Below are 17,652 nucleotides of genomic sequence, written 5' to 3'. Positions count from 1 at the left end.
CGTCGGAGCCGGGGGCGTCGGTGCCGTTGCGCGGCTCTTGGGTCTCGCTCACCGGAGCAGCCCCTTCATCTCGATGGTGGGGAGCGCCTTGAGGGCCGCCGCCTCCGCCTCGCGGGCCGCTTCCTCCCGGTTCACGCCGAGCTTTCCGCCCTGGATCTTCTGGTGGAGCTTGAGGATCGCGTCCATCAGCATCTCGGGGCGGGGCGGGCAGCCGGGGAGGTAGATGTCCACCGGGACGATGTGGTCGACGCCCTGGACGATCGCGTAGTTGTTGAACATTCCGCCTGAAGATGCACAAACCCCCATGGAGATGACCCATTTGGGAGCGGGCATCTGGTCGTACACCTGGCGCAGCACCGGCGCCATCTTCTGGCTGACCCGACCGGCCACGATCATGAGGTCGGCCTGGCGCGGGGAGCCGCGGAAGACCTCCATGCCGAAGCGGGCCAGGTCGTACCGGCCCGCTCCGGTCGTCATCATCTCGATGGCACAGCACGCGAGGCCGAAGGTCGCCGGGAAGACGGACGACTTGCGCACCCACCCCGCGGCCTGTTCGACGGTGGTCAGCAGAAAGCCGCTCGGCAGCTTCTCTTCCAGTCCCATGGGAAATTCAGCCCCTCAGTCCCATTCCAGGCCGCCGCGACGCCATACGTAGGCGTAGGCGACGAAGACGGTGAGCACGAAGAGCAGCATCTCGACGAGCCCGAAGATCCCCAGGGAGTCGAAGGTGACGGCCCAGGGGTAGAGGAAGACAACCTCGATGTCGAAGACGATGAAGAGCATCGCCGTCAGGTAGTACTTGATGGGGAAGCGACCGCCGCCGGCAGGCATCGGCGTCGGCTCGATGCCGCACTCGTAGGCTTCGAGCTTCGCCCGGTTGTACCGTTTTGGACCGATCAGCGTGGCCATGACCACGGAGAAGATCGCAAACCCTGCGCCGAGGGCGCCGAGCACGAGGATGGGCGCGTACGCATTCACGCTCCTCGCTCCTTCCAGTCGTCCTTGACCGTTGGACCGCTGCCGGCGCCGCGTGCCCCGCCTCGCGAAGATCACGCTTTCGATGAAGCGCTCGCATGTGAGGCAGTTCACAAGCCGGACTGGTGCGCATCTTATGCCTGCTCGTCTGTGATCTGCGACACGGGTACCAACACCGAGTTTGTGATCTCCACCACCTGACGAACGATCATGAAGTCCGATGAGTGGTGATCTTCATACGCGAAGCAGCCACATGATCACCAAAGGTGACATTCGAGCCCGTTCTCGCAGGTGGAAGGCGCCTTGCCCTATCAAATGATGGCGGGTGCAGGCAAATTGGCCTGGAAGCGCCCCCGATGGTAAGGGGATCCGCGTCGCCCGGTCGGGGGAGGCCGCGCGTACGGAGGTGGACGCGGGGCAGACGAGGGTGCGGCGGGCCCCCGAGTGCGTGCATCCGTTCACGAGCCGCCCCGGCCGCTTCACAGGAAGGTCACGGCCCGGCCACAGGGTCCGCATGACGTGATCCGCCTGTGACCTGCGCCACTCTGAATCGGGCGTTCCGAAAGCGGGCTTGGCCATCTGTGCGGAGGGATGGTAGTCCGAGGATCATTTCGGACTTAATTCTGAAACCCCATGATCACAGCCTTGTGAAGACGTGTCCGTTTCGCCCGTTACGGCGTCAATAAGAGCCGGGACACGCCCGGTTCGCGCACTTCGCGCGCAACTGTGGCGCACCCCACGTTTCTTGAAGGGACCCCTGACGCCCTGATAGCGGTTGTTCTCATGTCCCACACCGCTCACATACCCAGCCACCGGAAGCCCCGCCGCAGCGCCTCGAAGCTCGCGGTCCGCGCCGGAGTTGCCGGTGGCGTCCTCAGCACCCTGGCCATGGCCGGCACCGCGAGCGCGTCCCCGTCCGAGCCCGTGGCCGAGACGACGCTCGAAATGCCGGTCCTGAACCTGGACCTGGCGGCCGAGGTCTCCTCCGCCGTCACCACGGCCGCCGAGAACACCCGTCTGGCCGCCGTGGAAGGCGAACTGACCGCCCAGGAGGAGAGCGCCCGTACCGGCGCCGCCGCCGAGGCGAAGCAGGCCAAGGAGACGGCCCAGAAGGCCGCCGAGAAGAAGGCGAAGGAGGAGGCGGACCGCAAGGCCGAGGCCGAGCGCGCCACCCGCGACTCCGACCGCACCTCCCTCAAGAGCACCTCGGCCTCCGCCAAGGCTCCGCAGGGCACCGGCACCGTGTCGGCCCCGGCGACCGGCTCCGCCGCCGCCGTCGTCAACTTCGCCCGCGCGCAGGTCGGCAAGGCCTACGTCATGGGTGGCACCGGCCCGTCCTCCTTCGACTGCTCCGGCCTCGTCCAGGCCGCCTACCGCCAGGCCGGCATCTCCCTGCCGCGCATGTCCCAGGCGCAGTCCTCGGCCGGCACGTCGGTCTCCCTGAACGCCCTGCAGCCGGGCGACATCCTGTACTGGGGCTCCAAGGGCAGCGCGTACCACGTCGCCCTCTACGTCGGCGGCGGCAAGTTCGTCGGCGCGCAGAACCCCAGCACGGGCATCGTCGAGCGCAGCCTGAGCTACGACAGGCCGACGGGCGCCGTCCGCGTCCTCTGAACCCGCCCCTGAGCGCCGCTCGGGCCAACGGCACCACACACGGCCGCAGGGCCGGTACTCCCCCGCTCGGGGGCGGAGTACCGGCCCTGCGGCCGTTGCCCTGACCTGACGGGCCTTGTGGCACCCCGCCGGCCGACGCCCTGCGAAGATGGCGGCGGAAGCCCTGAGCGTCAGACCCTGGAGGTGGTGGTCCCGTGGGCGCACAGCCGTACGAGCACCACGAGGCCGGCGACCCGACCGCGGTCCGGGCCGCCCTCGGCCTCGGGCTCCTCGCCGTCGGGGGCTGGCTGCTGAACACCGCGCGCCCCTGGCAGAAACCGGGGCACGCCCTCCTCCTGGCCACCGGCTGGACCGTCTCGGTCGCGCTGCTGGTGTGCGGCCTGGTCCTGCTGGCCCGGTGCGTGCGCACCGTGCACGGATCCCCCGACCCTGAGGGCCGGGGGATCCGGGACCGCCGTCCGTAGCGGCCTGCGTCAGACCGTCGTCACGCCTTCGGGGCCACCTTCGAGAGGCCGTTGATGATGCGGTCCATCGCGTCGCCGCCCGCCGGGTCGGTCAGGTTGGCCAGCATCTTCAGCGTGAACTTCATCAGCAGCGGGTGGGTCAGACCGCGCTGCGTGGCGACCTTCATGACCTTCGGGTTGCCGATCAGCTTCACGAAGGCGCGGCCCAGCGTGTAGTAGCCGCCGTAGGTCTCCTTGAGCACCTTGGGGTAGTTGTGCAGCGCCAGCTCGCGCTGCGCCGGGGTGGACCGGGCCTGCGCCTGCACGATGACGTCGGCCGCGATCTGGCCGGACTCCATGGCGTAGGCGATGCCCTCGCCGTTGAACGGGTTGACGAGGCCGCCCGCGTCGCCGACCAGCAGCAGGCCCTTGGTGTAGTGCGGCTGCCGGTTGAAGGCCATCGGCAGGGCCGCGCCGCGGATCGGCTGCGTCATGTTCTCCGGGGTGTAGCCCCAGTCCTGCGGCATCGAGGCGCACCAGGCCTTGAGGACCTCGCGCCAGTCCAGCTCCTTGAAGGCGGAGGAGGAGTTGAGGATGCCGAGGCCGACGTTGGAGGTGCCGTCGCCCATGCCGAAGATCCAGCCGTAGCCGGGCAGCAGCCGGTCCTGCGGACCGCGCCGGTCCCACAGCTCCAGCCAGGACTCCAGGTAGTCGTCGTCGTGCCGCGGCGAAGTGAAGTACGTGCGCACCGCGACGCCCATCGGGCGGTCCTCGCGCCGGTGCAGGCCCATCGCCAGGGACAGCCGGGAGGAGTTGCCGTCGGCCGCGACGACCAGCGGGGCGTGGAAGGTGACCGGGGTCTTCTCCTCGCCCAGTTTCGCCTGCACGCCCGTGATGCGGCCGGTGCGGGCGTCGCGGACGGGCTCGCCGACGTTGCAGCGCTCGTACAGCCGGGCGCCGGCCTTCTGCGCCTGCCGGGCGAGGATCTCGTCGAAGTCGTCGCGCTTGCGGACGAGTCCGTACTCCGGGTAGGAGGCGAGTTCCGGCCAGTCCAGCTGGAGCCGCTGCCCGCCCCCGATGATCCGCAGGCCCTTGTTGCGGAGCCAGCCGGCCTCTTCGGAGATGTCGATGCCCATCGCCACCAGCTGCTTGGTGGCGCGCGGGGTCAGTCCGTCGCCGCAGACCTTCTCGCGCGGGAACGCCGTCTTCTCCAGCAGCAGGACGTCCAATCCGGCCTTGGCGAGGTAGTAGGCGGTGGTCGAGCCGGCGGGCCCGGCCCCGACGACGATCACGTCCGCGGAGTGTTCGGAGAGGAGCTCGGTCACTGCGGGGTCTCCCGAAGGCTCGATAAAGGGTGCCCAACGGCACCGGACATGTGCAGTCTATGCAGCGAGAGAGATCGCGATCAGAAGGGCCACCCACGTTGACAAGCTCGCCGACCTCGCAGACCTCGCCGGCCTCACCGCCCCGGCAGCCGCTCGCCGCGGTGCAGCTCCGCGTGCCCACCGACGAGGACGCCCACGCCTGGCACGAGGTCTTCGCCGATCCCGACGTCATGGAGTTCCTCGGTGGTCCCGCGGAGCTGTCCGAGTACGAGGAGTTCACCGCGCGCCAGCGCATGCACGACGCACAGCTCGGCTACTGCCTGTGGACACTGCTGGACGAGGACGGCGCGGTGATCGGCTTCACCGGCGCCCAGCCGTGGCCCCGGCAGGAGTGGGGCCCGGTCGGGGAGGTCGAGATCGGCTGGCGGCTGGGCCGGGAGCACTGGGGCAAGGGCTACGCCACGGCCGCCGCGGAGGCGACCGTGGCACGCGTCCGGGCGGCCGGCCTGGAACGGGTCTGCGCCATGATCCACGCACGCAACGCCCGTTCCGTGGCCGTGGCGGAGCGGCTGGGCATGACCCTGGCCGAGGAGTTCACCACGCCGGGCGGGAATCCGGCACGCCGCTACGTACTGGACCTGCGGGACCTGCCGCAGCCCCGCTGATCCTCCCGGTCGGCGTTCGTCCCGGCCGGCGTCCGGGGGGCCGCGGCGAAGCGGGGAGCCGCTCGCCGCGGCGGGGGCCGGTAGCACGGGATCAGAAGACGGACAGGCCCGTCAGGGTCGTGAAGCGGTCCAGCGCCGCGACGCCCGCCACCGAGTTGCCCCGGGCGTCCAGGCCCGGGCTCCACACGGCGAGGGTGCACCGCCCCGGGACGACGGCGACGATCCCGCCGCCCACCCCGCTCTTGCCGGGCAGACCCACCCGGTAGGCGAACTCGCCGGCCGCGTCGTACGTCCCGCAGGTCATCATCACGGCGTTGACCTGCTTGGCCTCGCTGCGCGTCAGCAGCCGCGAGCCGTCTGCGCGCAGCCCGTGCCGGGCCAGGAAGCTCCCGGCGCGCGCCAGGTCGGCACAGCTCATCTCGATGGAGCACTGCCAGAAGTAGTGCTCCAGCAGTGCGGGCACCGGGTTGTCGATGTTGCCGTAGGAGGCCATGAAGTGGGCGACGGCCGCGTTGCGGTCCCCGTGCTCCTGCTCGGATGCGGCGACCTCGGCGTCGAAGGCCATCTCCGGGTTCTGGCTCTCCTGCCGCAGGAACTCCAGCACTTCGCTGCTCGCGTCGCCCGTCAGGGTCTGGAGCCGGTCGGTGACCACGAGCGCGCCCGCGTTGATGAAGGGATTGCGCGGAATGCCGTTTTCGTACTCCAGCTGCACGAGCGAGTTGAACGGGTTGCCCGAGGGCTCCCGGCCGACCCGCTCCCACAGACTGTCGCCGCCCCCGGCCAGCGCCAGGGCGAGCGAGAAGACCTTGGTGATCGACTGGGCGGAGAAGGGCACCTGCCAGTCCCCCACCCCGAAGACGTTGCCGTCGAGATCGGCGATCGCCATCCCGAACTGCCGCGGGTCCACCGACGCGAGGGCCGGGATGTACTCGGCGGGCGTACCGCTGCCCAGCAGCGGGGCGACGTCGGCGGCGATCCGCTCCAGAAGGGGCCCGTAGTCCGTGGGCGCAGCGTCGGGCACGGCGGTCAGTCCTTGGTGCCTCTGTGCAGCGCGACGATGCCGCCGCTGAGGTTGCGCCAGGCGACCTTGGACCAGCCGGCCTTCTGCAGGAGGGCGGCCAGCGCCGGCTGGTCGGGCCATTCGCGGATGGACTCGGCCAGGTACACGTACGCGTCGGGGTTGGACGACACCGCGCGGGCGACGGGCGGCAGCGCGCGCATCAGGTACTCGGTGTAGACGGTCCGCAAGGGCGCCCAGGTGGGCTGCGAGAACTCGCAGATCACGACCTGGCCGCCGGGCTTGGTCACCCGGTACAGCTCGCGCAGCGCCGCGTCGGTGTCCTGGACGTTGCGCAGGCCGAAGGAGATCGTCACGGTGTCGAAGACATCGTCCTTGAACGGCAGCCGCGTGGCGTCGCCGGCCGTCAGCGGCAGCCAGGAGTTGCGCTTCTTGCCCTCCATGAGCATGCCGAGGGAGAAGTCGCACGGGACGACGTACGCGCCGGTCGCGGCGAAGGGCAGCGAGGAGGTCGCCGTGCCGGCGGCCAGGTCGAGGACCTTCTGCCCGGGGCGCGCGCCGACCGCCTTGGCGACCTCCTTGCGCCAGACCCTGTCCTGGCCGAGGGAGAGGACGTCGTTGGTCAGGTCGTAGTTCGCCGCGACCCTGTCGAACATGGAGGCGACTTCGTGCGGCTGCTTGTCCAGGGAGGCCCTTGTCACTGGCGTTCGCCCCTCGTGTTGCGATGCGGATCGGCGGGTACGGCCCCATCCTCTCAGGCCGCGCCGGCCCGGAGGGCGCGGGCTCCGCCGTACCGCGCCGTGCCGGTTCCGTACCCGAGCGTAGAACTGTTCCGAAGGACAGTTACGCTGCTACGCCGCATGCGCGTTGACTGCCAGGGTGCGGCCCGGTGAGGGTCACCCACCGGATCAGAACCGCAAACCGTGGGCGGGTCCGGCAGTGGCCGCCGCGAACAGGAAGCTTCACGATGCCGGCAGGCCATTCCACCGGTCGTTCCCGCCGAGACGGCCCGCGCGCCAGGCGCCGGGCCGAACGGCGCAGGCGGCTGCGGCGCACGATCCTCCTCGGTTCGGCGGCGCTGGTCGCCGTCTCGGCCACCGCCTACGCGCTGCTGCCCGAGGACGACGCCACCACGGCCGCCAAGGGGCGCACCGCCGCCCGGCCCGACGCACCGGACGGGGAGGGCACCGACGCCGCCGGGAACCCGCTCCCGCAGGGCGGTGCGAAGTCACCCGAGGCCGCGCCGTCCCCCGCCGCCCCCTCGCAGCAGCCCGCGGGCTCGCCCTCGGCGTCCACCGGCGCCCCGGCGACGCCCGGCAAGCCCGGCGCCTTCTCCGGCTCGTCCGCCGCCGGCAACGCGCAGGGCAAGGGGACGACACGGCGCTGGCGGCTGGAGGTCGAGGAGGGCAGCGGGATCGACCCGGAGGCGGCCGCCCGCTCCGTCGAGGCGATCCTCGGGGACCCGCGCGGCTGGACCAGGGACCCGCAGTACGGCTTCCAGCTCGTGGGAGCGGGCCAGCCGGTGGACTTCACCGTCAAGATCGCGACACCCAGGACCACCGACCTCCTGTGCGACGTGGTCACCCCGGAGCTCATCGGCGAGACCAACTGCCGGGTCGGCCACACCGTGGTGGTGAACCTCAAGCGCTGGAAGGAGGGTTCGCCCCAGTTCAGCGGCTCCGTGGAGGAGTACCGGGCGCTGATCGTCAACCATGAGGTCGGGCACGAGATCGGCCGCGGCCACGAGGGCTGCCCGGGCGCCGGGAAGCCCGCACCGGCGATGATGCAGCAGATCAAGGGCCTGGGCGGATGCAAGTCCAATGCCTGGCCGTTCGACGCGAATGGAACCTACCTGTCCGGTCCATCCGTCCTCTAGGGCGGAGGGCGGCCGCCGGAAGGGCCGCCCGGGGGCATCGAGGAGTGGGAACCGTGCGCGTCGTCAGCTTCAGCGTCCCCACGTGGTTCCCCTCGTACGAGGAGCCGGGCGGGCCGCCGTCGCCGCACGAAGGCCTGCCGACCGAGGCGCTGCTGACCGAGCAGGAGTCAGCGGTGTTCCTGTGCCTGGCCACCGGCGCCTCCAACCGGGAACTCGCCGTGGAACTCCAACTGTCCGTCAGCACGGTCAAGTTCCACGTCGTGAACATACGGGCCAAGCTCGGCGGGGTCAGCCGCCTCCAGGCCTGCCTGCTGGCCGCCCTCGCCCGGCAGGGCGGGCGCCCCGAGGACATCCGACCCGCGGACAACGGCCCCGCGCACATCCGCGCCACCGGCGACAGACCCGCCGACGACAGACCCGCCGACGGCGGACCCGCCGAGGACGCGCCGGCCGCCGGGAGCGACGCCGGGCTCAGCGACGGCGGTGCAGCAGCCGTCCCCCGATGACCGTGGCCACGCACGTGGTCGCGCCCCGCGCCAGCAGTTCGGCCTCGTCCGCCACCGCGAACACCGCGAAGCGCGCCGCGGCGCCCGGCTCCAGCACCCCGTGGAAGGCATCGGCCGCCGACTCCCGCCCCGCGAAGGGATCCAGGGCCGGCCGCCCCTCGTAGGGTGCGGGCGGCAGGATCGCCAGCCCCGATCGGGACACCGCCGTGCGCACCGCCGCAACCGTGAAGCGCCCGCACACCGCCACCACCCCGCGCGCCAGCAGCCGCTGCGTGCCGCGCCGGGCGCTGTTGCCCCACCGCGGCTCGGTCAGCTTCAGGGCGTCCAGCGCTTCCTCGCCGCTGATCGGGTCGGCGCCGAGCTCCGTGACCTCGTACGGGTCGTCCGGGTAGTACGTCCGCTCCAGCAGCTCGTCCGCCCCGCGCACCAGCAGCCCCGGGGTGAGCACCCCCGGCCAGCGGCGGACCCGGGCGTGCGAATGGGCCGCGCCGAGGTCCTCGTACGGACCGACGTGGGCGATCCGGTCCCCTTCGACGAGGACCGCACCGCCCTCCAGCGGCGCGGACCCCGGCCCGGTCACGAGGAGTTCGGCGGCATGCAGCGTCAGCATCGTGTCGGACGCGTCAGTTCGCGGAGATGAGCTTCAGCTCGGGGTGCGCGGTGCCGCCCTCGATGGCGGTGGAGGAGATGTGCGAGACGACGCGGTCGTCGGCCGGGTCGTTCGCCGGGTCGTCGTGCACCAGCAGGTGCTCGTACGTCGTCGCGCGCTGCGCCGGCGTGCGGCCCGCCTTGCGGATCAGGTCGATGATCTCCTGGCGGTTGGAGCGGTGCTTGGCGCCCGCCGAGGAGACGACGTTCTCCTCCAGCATGATGGAGCCGAGGTCGTCCGCGCCGTAGTGCAGCGAGAGCTGGCCCGCCTCCTTGCCGACGGTCAGCCAGGAGCCCTGGATGTGGGCGATGTTGTCGAGGAACAGGCGCGCGATCGCGATCATGCGCAGGTACTCGAAGATCGTCGCCTGGGTGCGCCCCTTGAGGTGGTTGTTCTCGGGCTGGTACGTGTACGGGATGAAGGCGCGGAAGCCGCCCGTGCGGTCCTGCGTGTCACGGATCATCGCGATGTGCTCGATGCGCTCGGCGTTGGTCTCGCCGGTGCCCATCAGCATGGTGGAGGTGGACTCCACACCCAGCTTGTGGGCGATCTCCATGATCTCCAGCCAGCGCTCGCCGGACTCCTTGAGCGGGGCGATCGCCTTGCGCGGCCGGGCCGGCAGCAACTCGGCGCCGGCGCCCGCGAAGGAGTCCAGACCGGCCGCGTGGATGCGCTGGATGGCCTCCTGCGCCGAGACGCCCGAGATGCGGGCCATGTGCTCGACCTCGGACGCGCCGAGGGAGTGGATGACCAGCTGCGGGAAGTCCTTCTTGATGGCGGAGAAGTGGTGTTCGTAGTACTCGACGCCGTAGTCCGGGTGGTGCCCGCCCTGGAACATGATCTGCGTGCCGCCGAGCTCGACGGTCTCCGCACAGCGGCGCAGGATGTCGTCGAGGTCGCGGGACCAGCCCTTCTTCGTGTCCTTGGGGGCCGCGTAGAAGGCGCAGAACTTGCACGCCGTGACGCACACGTTCGTGTAGTTGATGTTCCGCTCGATGATGTACGTCGCGATGTGCTCGGTGCCGGCGTAGCGGCGGCGGCGCACCGCGTCGGCCGCCTGGCCGAGCGCGTGCAGCGGCGCGTGGCGGTAGAGGTCGAGCGCCTCTTCCTTGGTGATCCGGCCCCCCGCGGCGGCGCGGTCGAGGACAGACTGGAGAACGGCCTGGTCGGTCACCGGTGAGTCACCTTTCGGCGGTGTGTCTGTGTCAAGGTCCGGACCGATCCAGCCTACGCCAGCACCCGGCGGCGGTTTTCAGGGGCTGCGGGTGAGGTCTCCTTCGGGGTTCCCGGCCGGGGAGTCGCCCGACTTGTAGTGGAGCGTTCCGTTGGAGTTGAGGGTGAAGCGCTCCTCGGCGGACCCGTTGGAGCACACGCCGGGGGCGGGGTTGGGGCCGGCCGAGGTGTCCAGGACGAGCGAGCGGTCGGTGGCGGACGCCAGCTTCCAGTCCCCGCTGCAGTCGGTCCCGAAGAGCGGCAGGATCGACTTGTCCCGGCCGACGACCTCACCGACCTTGCCGGCCTTGATGGTGATCTCGAACTCGGTGGAGAGCCGGGCGCGGGCGGTGGTGACCGTCCCCTTCCACGTGCCGATGAGCTCCTTGGGGACGTCGGTACGGCTCCCGGACGGCGGCGCGGAGCTCGCACCGGTGGCCGCGGCCGAGGGGGCCGAGGCACCCGGGGCCGGGGAGGAGGCGGAGGGCCGCCCGCCGGAGTCGGCCTGGTCCCGCCGGCCGCCGCCCTGGCCCGGCAGCAGGTCCAGGAAGTAGATCCCGCCGGACAGCACCGCGAGGACGGCCGCCGCGGCCAGTACGACGGTGCAGCTGAACCGGCGCCCCGCGGCGCTGACGGTGACCTGCCGCCCGTCGGCCGCGCTCCGCTGCTGCGGCACCGCGCCGCCGGCTCCGGGGGGCCCGCCGGCCGTCCCGGTGGGGCTGCCGTACGGGCCCGCGGCCCGGGCGGCGTACGCGGAACCCGCGCCCTGGCTCCCGTACGGGCCCGTGCTCCCGTACGCTCCCCGGCTCCCGTAGGAGGGGTCCGGCGCCCCGAAGCCGCCACCGGCGGGGCCGTACGACCCGGCGGTGAACGGGACCGGGCCCGATGCGGCCTCCGGGGCGCCGGCCGCGACGCCGGCCCCGGCCGGAGCCGGGGTCGCACCCGCACCGCCCTCGCAGGGCTCGCCGTCCAGGTCCAGCAGCGCCACCGCGGCCCGGCTGGCCTCCTCGACCAGCGCGGCCGGGAGCCAGCCGGGGGCGCCGAGCGCCCCCGCGAGGGCGGCGCCGACCGCTTCGGGGGCGGGCCGGTCGGCGGCCGTCTTGGCCAGGCAGGCCGCGATCAGGTCGCGCAGGTCCCCGGCCGGGAGCTCGCCGAGCTCGGGCGGCTCGTGGACCACCTTGTAGAGGAGGGTGGCGGAGTTGTCCCCGGTGAAGGGCGGCCGGCCGGTCGCCGCGAAGGCCAGGACCGCGCCGAGCGAGAACACGTCGGCCGCCCCGGTGATCCCCTTGCCGAGGATCTGCTCGGGTGACATGTAGCCGGGCGAGCCGATGGAGACGCCGGTGGAGGTGAGCGAGGCGGTGCCGTCCGTGGCCCGCGCGATCCCGAAGTCGATCAGCCGCGGACCGTCCAGGGTGAGCATCACGTTCGACGGCTTCACGTCCCGGTGGACGAGGCCCAGCCCGTGCACGGCCACCAGGGCCCGCGCCAGGCCCGCGCCGATGGCCCGAACCGATGCCTCGGGGAGCGGCCCGTGCGCGGCGAGCGCGCGGTCCAGGGAGGGGCCCGCCACGTAGCCGGTGGCCACCCACGGGACCGCGGCCTCCGGGTCGGCGTCCAGTACCGGCGCGGTCCACTCGCCGCCGACCCGCCGGGCCGCCTCCACCTCGCGGCGGAATCGGGCCCGGAACTCCTCGTCGGAGGCGAAGTGCGGGTGCACGATCTTGACGGCGACGGTCCGGCCGCCCGCGCTGCGGCCCAGGTAGACCCGCCCCATGCCGCCCGCGCCGAGCCGGCCGAGCAACCGGTATGTGCCGATGGTCCGCGGCTCACCGGCTTCCAGCGGATGCATCGCGTCCCCCCAATTCCCCGTGGTCCCGGGCGCCTTGTGGCACCCGGCCGACAGCAGCCTAAGGGCTGTCCCACCGTCCCCGGTGGATCAGCGCACGGCGTCAGATGCGGTGCATGGCAAGGCGGAGGGGCGTCCTGATACGGGGCGCATCCGGGTGTTCCGACAACGCGGCGAGGTGCCGCAGCTGCCGTCGTGCGCCCGCCGGGGATGGAGGACGGGACAGCCCTTGGGGGTGTCCTGTCGATCGGGCCGAGCCCGGCATGATCGGCACCTCATCCCCTAGGGCGTGCGGGGACGGGCGGGGCGCGCCGTCACCCTTCTGCATTCCCCCCGCCCGGCGGAGAAATGCGGAAAGGGCGGGAATTCCCGGGAAACCGGGCAACCGGGGCAACCGGGCATTCACCTGCCGGGCGCTTTGGATCTACCCGGCGGTAAACCCGGTCAGCACTCCTGGACCACCGCGCTCAGCAGCTCCACGGACACATCCGCGGGATACCCCGTCGTCGGTCCGGTCCGGCGCGCGAATTCCCGTACGCCGGCCAGCTGATCGGGTCCGAAGCGGAAGTCGAGCGTCGTGAAGTACCGCTCCAGCAGCTCCGCGTCGAAGGCCTCCCAGCGGGCCGCCTGCTCGGCGACCTTGGTGACCTCTTCGAGGGAGAGGTCACGCGAGGCGAGGAAGGCCTCGTGGACCTTCTGCACGACGGCGGGCTCCCGGGCGAGGTAGTCCTTGCGGGCGGCCCAGACGGCGAAGACGAACGGCAGTCCGGTCCACTCCTTCCACATGTGCCCCAGGTCGTGGACGGTCAGTCCGAGCCTGGGCGCGTCGTGGAGCGAGGCCCGCAGCGCGGCGTCGCCGATCAGCACGGCGGCGTCGGCCTCCTGCATCATCAGGCCCAGGTCGGGCGGGCAGGTGTAGTAGTCGGGCCGTACCCCGTACTGCTCGGAGAGCAGGAGCTGGGCGAGGCGTACGGACGTACGGGAGGTCGAGCCGAGGGCGACGCGAGCTCCGTCGAGCTGCTCCAGCGGGACCTGCGAGACGATCACGCAGGACATCACGGGGCCGTCGCAGCCGACCGCGAGGTCGGGGAAGGCGACGAGCCGGTCGGCGTTGCGGAGGAATTCGACGAGGGTGATCGGGGCGATGTCCAGCTCCCCGTCGACCAGCCTCTGGCTGAGCTTCTCGGGGGTGTCCTTGGTCAGCTCCAGGTCCAGCAGCGTGCCGGTTCTGGCGAGCCCCCAGTAGAGGGGCAGGCAGTTCAGGAACTGAATGTGGCCGACGCGGGGCCGGCTGCGGTAGACGTCCACATCGCGAGACTAGTCCCACGGTCCGCGTCAGCCTTGAGGCGGGTCTCAAACGTCCGGGTGACGTGATCTTTCCCTCTGGTCTCGGCCGCATGGTGCGTGCTAGGCTCGCCGCAAGTTGCAGTTTGGTTTCCCTTGCAGTACGAGGCCTGCGGAGAATGTGACCCGCAGGCTTTTGTAGTTTTCAGACTTCTTAGCAGGTTCTGGAGCAGGGCGACCCTTTGGCCCATAGGAGGGCTCATGGCTACCGGAACCGTGAAGTGGTTCAACGCTGAAAAGGGCTTCGGCTTCATCGCCCAGGACGGCGGCGGCCCGGATGTCTTCGTCCACTACTCCGCGATCAACGCCTCTGGCTTCCGCTCCCTCGAGGAGAACCAGCAGGTCAACTTCGACGTCACGCAGGGTCCGAAGGGCCCGCAGGCGGAGAACGTCACCCCGGCCTAGTCGCCAGGGCCAACCTCATCGCGGGTTGGAAAAGCAGTACCCAAGGAGCCCTGTCCCCTCTGCGCGAGCAGAGCGGCAGGGCTCCTGCCTTTTTCCTCCCGGGTGGGGGGACGACCTGGGCCCGCACCGTGTGGACGGTGCGGGCCCAGGGGCGTGGAGCGGGTTACTTCGGGGTGGCGGCCGGGGTCGGGGCCGTGATCTCGATGTCGAGGATCAGGGTCACGTCCTCCGGGGTGACCAGGCGGAGCTGGTAGGTGCCCGGGGCGAGGTCCGCGTCCGTGAAGATCTCCGGCAGGACGATCCGGCCGTCGGCCGCGGTCTCCGGCAGGGTGAGGCCGAAGACCTTCTTGCCGGTCTCGTCCTTGAAGTACGGGCCCTTCGCGGTCGCCGGGTCGGCCGGCACCCACTTGCCGTCCTTCTCCTGGCCGAAGCCCGCGACGACACCGGACACCGCGACGGCCTTGCCCTTGGCCGTGGCCCGGACCTCGATGCCCTTGATGCTCTTGCCGGCGACCGCCGCAAGCGGCTTCGAGCCGTCCGGGCGGGCGAGCAGGTCGGCGGCCGGAGCCGTGACCTTGCCCGCGAAGTTCACGGTGAGCCGGCTCGTGGTGTCGTAGGCCGAGGCGCGCAGGGTGAAGGTGCCCGCCGTGGCGCCGGCCTTCAGGCCGGGCGCGGCGGCGATGCCGTCGGCGCCCGTCTTGACCACGAGGGACTTCGCCGTCCCGAAGAGGGTGCCGGTGGCGTCCTCCTCGACCGCGAAGATCACCTCCCGGCCGGCGGCGGGCTTGCCGTCGCTGAGGAGCAGCTTGACCTTCGGGACCACGGTGAAGGCCGTGCCCGCCTCGGCGGTGAGGCCGGGACCGTCGAGCACCGTCAGATGGGCCAGGTGCGGGGCCGGCTTCTCCGGGGTGGGGGTCGGGGTCGGCGTCGGCGTCGGGGTGGGGGTCGGCTTGGGGGTGGGCGTCGGCGTCGGCTTGGGGGCCGGCGTCTGCGTGACCGGGTTCTGCGGACGGGGCGTGGGCAGGGTGCCCGGCTGCTGCGGCGGGTAGTTCCCGACGGGCGGGTTGGCCACCTCGGTGGCGCCCTGCTGGTACTGGCGCATGTAGCCGAGCACGGTGTTCACGTACTCGCGGGAGTTGTTGTAGCTGAGGATGGCCTTGTCGAGCTCGGCGGCCACGGAGAGGTTCCGGTCGCCCGCGCACAGGTAGAGGCCGGCGCCCAGTGCCGCGTCGTAGATGTTGTTGGGGTCCCGCTTGGCGTCGCCGTTGCCGTCGGCGCCCCAGGTACTCCAGGTCGACGGGATGAACTGCATCGGGCCGACGGCGCGGTCGTAGACCACGTCCGCGTCCCACTCGCCCCGGTCGGTGTCGCGGATCTCGGCGAAGCCGTTGCCGTCGAGGCGCGGGCCGCGGATCGGCTTCTCGGTGTAGCCGTCGGCCTTGAGGCCGTAGCCGGAGGCGTGGACGGACTCGACCCGGCCGATGCCCGCGAGCAGCTGCCAGGGCAGCTTGCAGCCGGGGAGTGCGGCCGCCACGGACACCTCGGCGCGGTGGTAGGCGTCGAGGGCGGTCGCGGGTATCCCGCTGGCGCCCTCCTGCGGGCCCGTACCCGCGGCGGGCGGCGGGTCGGCGACGATGTCCGGCAGGTCCAGTCGGGCGTCACCGCGATCGGTGGCCTGCGGACTGTCCGGGGTCGGTTCGGACTCTCCCGCATCTGCGGTCGACGGAGTGGACACGACCGCGGCAGTGGTCAGGCTGGCCGCGAGCGCGGCCGTGCACAGGACCTTGCGCGAGGTGTTGACGAGGTGGCGGTGAAGCGGCTTCACAGTGCGGCAATCCCCCCAAGGAGCCGTTCAGAGGTATACGGCCGGAGCGACCGTGAATATCCACTGTCTATCAGGTATTCCGACCCGACTCGCCGTGCGCCCGGCAGATGTGACGCACCATTCGTCTCGCCTTTACCGGGGTCTGACGACAGAACGGACAACACTGTCAACTCTCCGTCCGAAATGGCCCGATGACAACCTATTTCCAGCCAGACCCCGTCCGTTCGGATGGCCGAACACCCCCGCAGCCCCACAACTGCCGCCCGCCCGGCGGCCGCCACGCACAGCGCCTCGAAACCGCTCCACACGCCGCCACGGCCCGCACACGGGGATGTGATGCAGATCACTCAAGTGGGAGCGTGAGGACCGATGCATTTTGAGGCGCCCGGCGGTCTCCCTTGTGTACCCACCGACCCGAACGGAAGAGGAACGCATCCCATGCGCATCGTCATCACCGAATTCATCAGTCTCGACGGCGTCGTGCAGGCCCCGGGCGGTCAGGGCGAGGACAACGACGGCGCCTTCGCCCACGGCGGCTGGTCGCACCCCTTCTTCGACCCGGAGGTCGTCGGCGGCTCCTTCACCGAAGCGCTGGAAAAGGCCGAGGCGCTGCTCTTCGGGCGCCGCACCTGGCAGACCATGGCCGCGGCCTGGCCCGAGCGGGCCGGTGACCCCTTCGCGGACCGGATGAACAGCGTCCCGAAGTACGTCGTGTCCGAGACCCTGGGCGATGACGAACTGACGTGGAACAACACCATGCGCATCGACGGCGCCGAGGCCGTCGCCCGTATCCGCGAGCTGCGCGACGGCCAGGGCGGCGACCTGGTGGTCATGGGCAGCCCGACCCTCGTCCGCACCCTGCTGAGCGAGGGCCTCGTCGACGAACTCCGGCTCATGGTCATGCCGGTGCTGCTGGGCGGCGGAAAGTCGATCTTCCCGGAGGACGGCGGCCTGCACACGCTCGAACTGGTCTCCACGGCCATCAGCCCGGCGGGCGTGCACGTCTGCACCTACCGCCCGGCCGCCAAGGGCTAGGGGCTGTCTCCTTGAAGGCTACGGGCGCCATTCCTGCTGGTAGGCGGGATGTCCGGCGTATGACTGGCCAAGGACTCGCAGCGCGTATGCCAAACCGGCTGAGCGGGAGTCCGAGGGGGCCATGGCGTTGTAGTCGTTCGCCAGTTGCTCGATCAGGTCGAGCATGGGGAGGTGACTGTCGAGAAGGGCCTCTCCTCCCATTGTTTCGGCCACGTAGGCGTAGGCGTGGTTGTCGTCGTTGATGCGTGCGACGAGGAACTTCAGAAGATCGTCCATGTGGTCATCTTCGTGGGCATGGTGCTTCGACTGTCAGCCGCCTGCCCAGATGAGGATGGCGGCCAGGTGGAGTGCGGCCTGGTAGGCGATGGCGAGCTTGTCCGTTCGCATGGCCAGGCCGCGCCACTGCTTGAGTCGGTTGATGCACCGCTCGACGGCGTTGCGCTGCTTGTAAGCCTCGGCGTCGAAGGCCGGTGGTCGGCCTCCGGCGCGGCCTCGCCGCAGCCGGTGGCCGACCTGGTCGGACGGCTCGGGGATGACAGCGCGGATTCCGCGTCGCCGGAGGTGATTGCGGATCGCGCGGGATGAGTACGCGGGGTCCGCCAAGACGGCATCGGGTCGGGTTCGCGGTCGTCCGGGTCCGCTTCGCAGAACACGGATGGCTGCCATGACGGTCTCGAAGGCCGGGGCGTCGCCCGCTTGCCCTGCGGTGACGCGAAGGGCCAGGGGCCGTGCACGGCTGTCACTGGCGAGGTGGACTTTCGTGCTCAGGCCGCCGCGGGAGCGTCCGAGGGCGTGGTCGTCAGGTTCGGCCCGGCCTGGCGCCCCGTTACCTTCTTCGTGGCCCCGCAACGGGGTTCCCGGTCTCCGGGTCCGGTATGACTTGAGCCCCTTGTCGATCATGGTCGAAAAAGTGG

18 protein-coding genes and 1 pseudogene are annotated in these 17,652 nt (G+C 71.1%); 7 read left to right on the top strand and 12 right to left on the bottom strand.

The window, feature by feature from the left end:
- Positions 1-48: 48 nt before the first annotated feature.
- A complete protein-coding gene (locus tag AB0F82_RS07920) occupies positions 49-603 on the bottom strand; it encodes a NuoB/complex I 20 kDa subunit family protein (RefSeq protein ID WP_030028258.1) in 555 nt (184 codons plus the stop codon).
- Positions 604-618: 15 nt separating this feature from the next.
- Positions 619-978: an NADH-quinone oxidoreductase subunit A gene (locus AB0F82_RS07915; RefSeq protein ID WP_030010013.1), complete on the bottom strand. Its 360-nt coding sequence runs from the start codon at positions 976-978 to the stop codon at positions 619-621.
- Positions 979-1,758: 780 nt separating this feature from the next.
- On the opposite strand from AB0F82_RS07915, the gene AB0F82_RS07910 reads away from it, so the two are divergent.
- On the top strand, positions 1,759-2,589 hold the full coding sequence (locus tag AB0F82_RS07910) for a C40 family peptidase (RefSeq protein WP_356812023.1): 831 nt from the start codon (positions 1,759-1,761) through the stop codon (positions 2,587-2,589).
- A gap of 194 nt (positions 2,590-2,783) precedes the next feature.
- The gene (locus AB0F82_RS07905; protein ID WP_362624970.1) at positions 2,784-3,053 is read left to right on the top strand and encodes a hypothetical protein; all 270 of its coding nucleotides are present in this window, start codon (positions 2,784-2,786) and stop codon (positions 3,051-3,053) included.
- Positions 3,054-3,073: 20 nt separating this feature from the next.
- On the opposite strand, the gene AB0F82_RS07900 is transcribed toward AB0F82_RS07905, so the two are convergent.
- On the bottom strand, positions 3,074-4,357 hold the full coding sequence (locus tag AB0F82_RS07900) for a geranylgeranyl reductase family protein (protein ID WP_362624968.1): 1,284 nt from the start codon (positions 4,355-4,357) through the stop codon (positions 3,074-3,076).
- A 98-nt stretch (positions 4,358-4,455) separates the two neighbouring features.
- Here AB0F82_RS07900 and AB0F82_RS07895 point away from each other — a divergent pair, with 98 nt between their 5' ends.
- A complete protein-coding gene (locus AB0F82_RS07895) occupies positions 4,456-5,022 on the top strand; it encodes a GNAT family N-acetyltransferase (RefSeq protein ID WP_030831575.1) in 567 nt (188 codons plus the stop codon).
- A 91-nt stretch (positions 5,023-5,113) separates the two neighbouring features.
- Here AB0F82_RS07895 and AB0F82_RS07890 read toward each other — a convergent pair whose 3' ends face one another.
- Positions 5,114-6,043 (bottom strand): glutaminase, encoded by a 930-nt coding sequence (locus AB0F82_RS07890; protein ID WP_362624966.1) that lies wholly within the window; start codon positions 6,041-6,043, stop codon positions 5,114-5,116.
- 5 nt (positions 6,044-6,048) lie between these two features.
- The gene (locus AB0F82_RS07885) at positions 6,049-6,741 is read right to left on the bottom strand and encodes a demethylmenaquinone methyltransferase (protein ID WP_356812018.1); all 693 of its coding nucleotides are present in this window, start codon (positions 6,739-6,741) and stop codon (positions 6,049-6,051) included.
- A gap of 266 nt (positions 6,742-7,007) precedes the next feature.
- Between AB0F82_RS07885 and AB0F82_RS07880 the strand changes: the two genes are divergently transcribed.
- Both AB0F82_RS07880 and AB0F82_RS07875 read left to right on the top strand, forming a co-directional pair.
- Positions 7,008-7,916 (top strand): DUF3152 domain-containing protein, encoded by a 909-nt coding sequence (locus tag AB0F82_RS07880; RefSeq protein WP_356812017.1) that lies wholly within the window; start codon positions 7,008-7,010, stop codon positions 7,914-7,916.
- A gap of 53 nt (positions 7,917-7,969) precedes the next feature.
- On the top strand, positions 7,970-8,422 hold the full coding sequence (locus tag AB0F82_RS07875) for a response regulator transcription factor (RefSeq protein ID WP_362624963.1): 453 nt from the start codon (positions 7,970-7,972) through the stop codon (positions 8,420-8,422).
- On the opposite strand, the gene AB0F82_RS07870 is transcribed toward AB0F82_RS07875, so the two are convergent.
- The 4 genes from AB0F82_RS07870 to AB0F82_RS07855 form a co-directional block, all read right to left on the bottom strand.
- Entirely contained in the window at positions 8,388-9,032 is a 645-nt protein-coding gene (locus AB0F82_RS07870; protein WP_362624961.1) for an imidazolonepropionase-like domain-containing protein, read from the bottom strand. The genes AB0F82_RS07875 and AB0F82_RS07870 overlap by 35 nt on opposite strands.
- 13 nt (positions 9,033-9,045) lie before the next feature.
- Positions 9,046-10,245, bottom strand: a complete 1,200-nt coding sequence (gene mqnC / locus AB0F82_RS07865) for a cyclic dehypoxanthinyl futalosine synthase (protein ID WP_356812014.1) — start codon at positions 10,243-10,245, stop codon at positions 9,046-9,048.
- Between the two features lie 78 nt (positions 10,246-10,323).
- Complete coding sequence (locus AB0F82_RS07860) at positions 10,324-12,132, bottom strand: serine/threonine-protein kinase (RefSeq protein WP_362624958.1); 1,809 nt, start codon at positions 12,130-12,132, stop codon at positions 10,324-10,326.
- Between the two features lie 441 nt (positions 12,133-12,573).
- The gene (locus AB0F82_RS07855; protein ID WP_356815924.1) at positions 12,574-13,437 is read right to left on the bottom strand and encodes a menaquinone biosynthetic enzyme MqnA/MqnD family protein; all 864 of its coding nucleotides are present in this window, start codon (positions 13,435-13,437) and stop codon (positions 12,574-12,576) included.
- Positions 13,438-13,674: 237 nt separating this feature from the next.
- Between AB0F82_RS07855 and AB0F82_RS07850 the strand changes: the two genes are divergently transcribed.
- Entirely contained in the window at positions 13,675-13,878 is a 204-nt protein-coding gene (locus AB0F82_RS07850; RefSeq protein WP_007265804.1) for a cold-shock protein, read from the top strand.
- 163 nt (positions 13,879-14,041) lie between these two features.
- On the opposite strand, the gene AB0F82_RS07845 is transcribed toward AB0F82_RS07850, so the two are convergent.
- Positions 14,042-15,703 (bottom strand): lytic transglycosylase domain-containing protein, encoded by a 1,662-nt coding sequence (locus tag AB0F82_RS07845; protein WP_362624955.1) that lies wholly within the window; start codon positions 15,701-15,703, stop codon positions 14,042-14,044.
- A 438-nt stretch (positions 15,704-16,141) separates the two neighbouring features.
- Here AB0F82_RS07845 and AB0F82_RS07840 point away from each other — a divergent pair, with 438 nt between their 5' ends.
- Entirely contained in the window at positions 16,142-16,738 is a 597-nt protein-coding gene (locus AB0F82_RS07840; protein WP_362624953.1) for a dihydrofolate reductase family protein, read from the top strand.
- A gap of 18 nt (positions 16,739-16,756) precedes the next feature.
- Here AB0F82_RS07840 and AB0F82_RS07835 read toward each other — a convergent pair whose 3' ends face one another.
- The gene (locus tag AB0F82_RS07835) at positions 16,757-17,014 is read right to left on the bottom strand and encodes a DUF6221 family protein (RefSeq protein ID WP_362624951.1); all 258 of its coding nucleotides are present in this window, start codon (positions 17,012-17,014) and stop codon (positions 16,757-16,759) included.
- 33 nt (positions 17,015-17,047) lie between these two features.
- Positions 17,048-17,545 (bottom strand): annotated as a pseudogene (locus AB0F82_RS07830) (IS5 family transposase); the annotation flags it as partial.
- Positions 17,546-17,652 lie beyond the last annotated feature (107 nt).

Origin of the sequence: Streptomyces virginiae (genome assembly GCF_040638905.1) — a bacterium.
Lineage (GTDB): Bacteria > Actinomycetota > Actinomycetes > Streptomycetales > Streptomycetaceae > Streptomyces > Streptomyces virginiae_B.
This window is presented reverse-complemented; position numbering and strand designations above follow the sequence as displayed.

Excerpts from the sequence above, each read along its gene's own strand:
- AB0F82_RS07920 (WP_030028258.1), bottom strand. The coding sequence starts at position 603 with ATGGGACTGGAAGAGAAGCTGCCGAGCGGCTTTCTGCTGACCACCGTC.
- AB0F82_RS07910 (WP_356812023.1), top strand. The coding sequence starts at position 1,759 with ATGTCCCACACCGCTCACATACCCAGCCACCGGAAGCCCCGCCGCAGC.
- AB0F82_RS07880 (WP_356812017.1), top strand. The coding sequence starts at position 7,008 with ATGCCGGCAGGCCATTCCACCGGTCGTTCCCGCCGAGACGGCCCGCGC.
- AB0F82_RS07870 (WP_362624961.1), bottom strand. The coding sequence starts at position 9,032 with ATGCTGACGCTGCATGCCGCCGAACTCCTCGTGACCGGGCCGGGGTCC.
- AB0F82_RS07860 (WP_362624958.1), bottom strand. The coding sequence starts at position 12,132 with ATGCATCCGCTGGAAGCCGGTGAGCCGCGGACCATCGGCACATACCGG.
- AB0F82_RS07850 (WP_007265804.1), top strand. The coding sequence starts at position 13,675 with ATGGCTACCGGAACCGTGAAGTGGTTCAACGCTGAAAAGGGCTTCGGC.
- AB0F82_RS07840 (WP_362624953.1), top strand. The coding sequence starts at position 16,142 with ATGCGCATCGTCATCACCGAATTCATCAGTCTCGACGGCGTCGTGCAG.
- AB0F82_RS07835 (WP_362624951.1), bottom strand. The coding sequence starts at position 17,014 with ATGGACGATCTTCTGAAGTTCCTCGTCGCACGCATCAACGACGACAAC.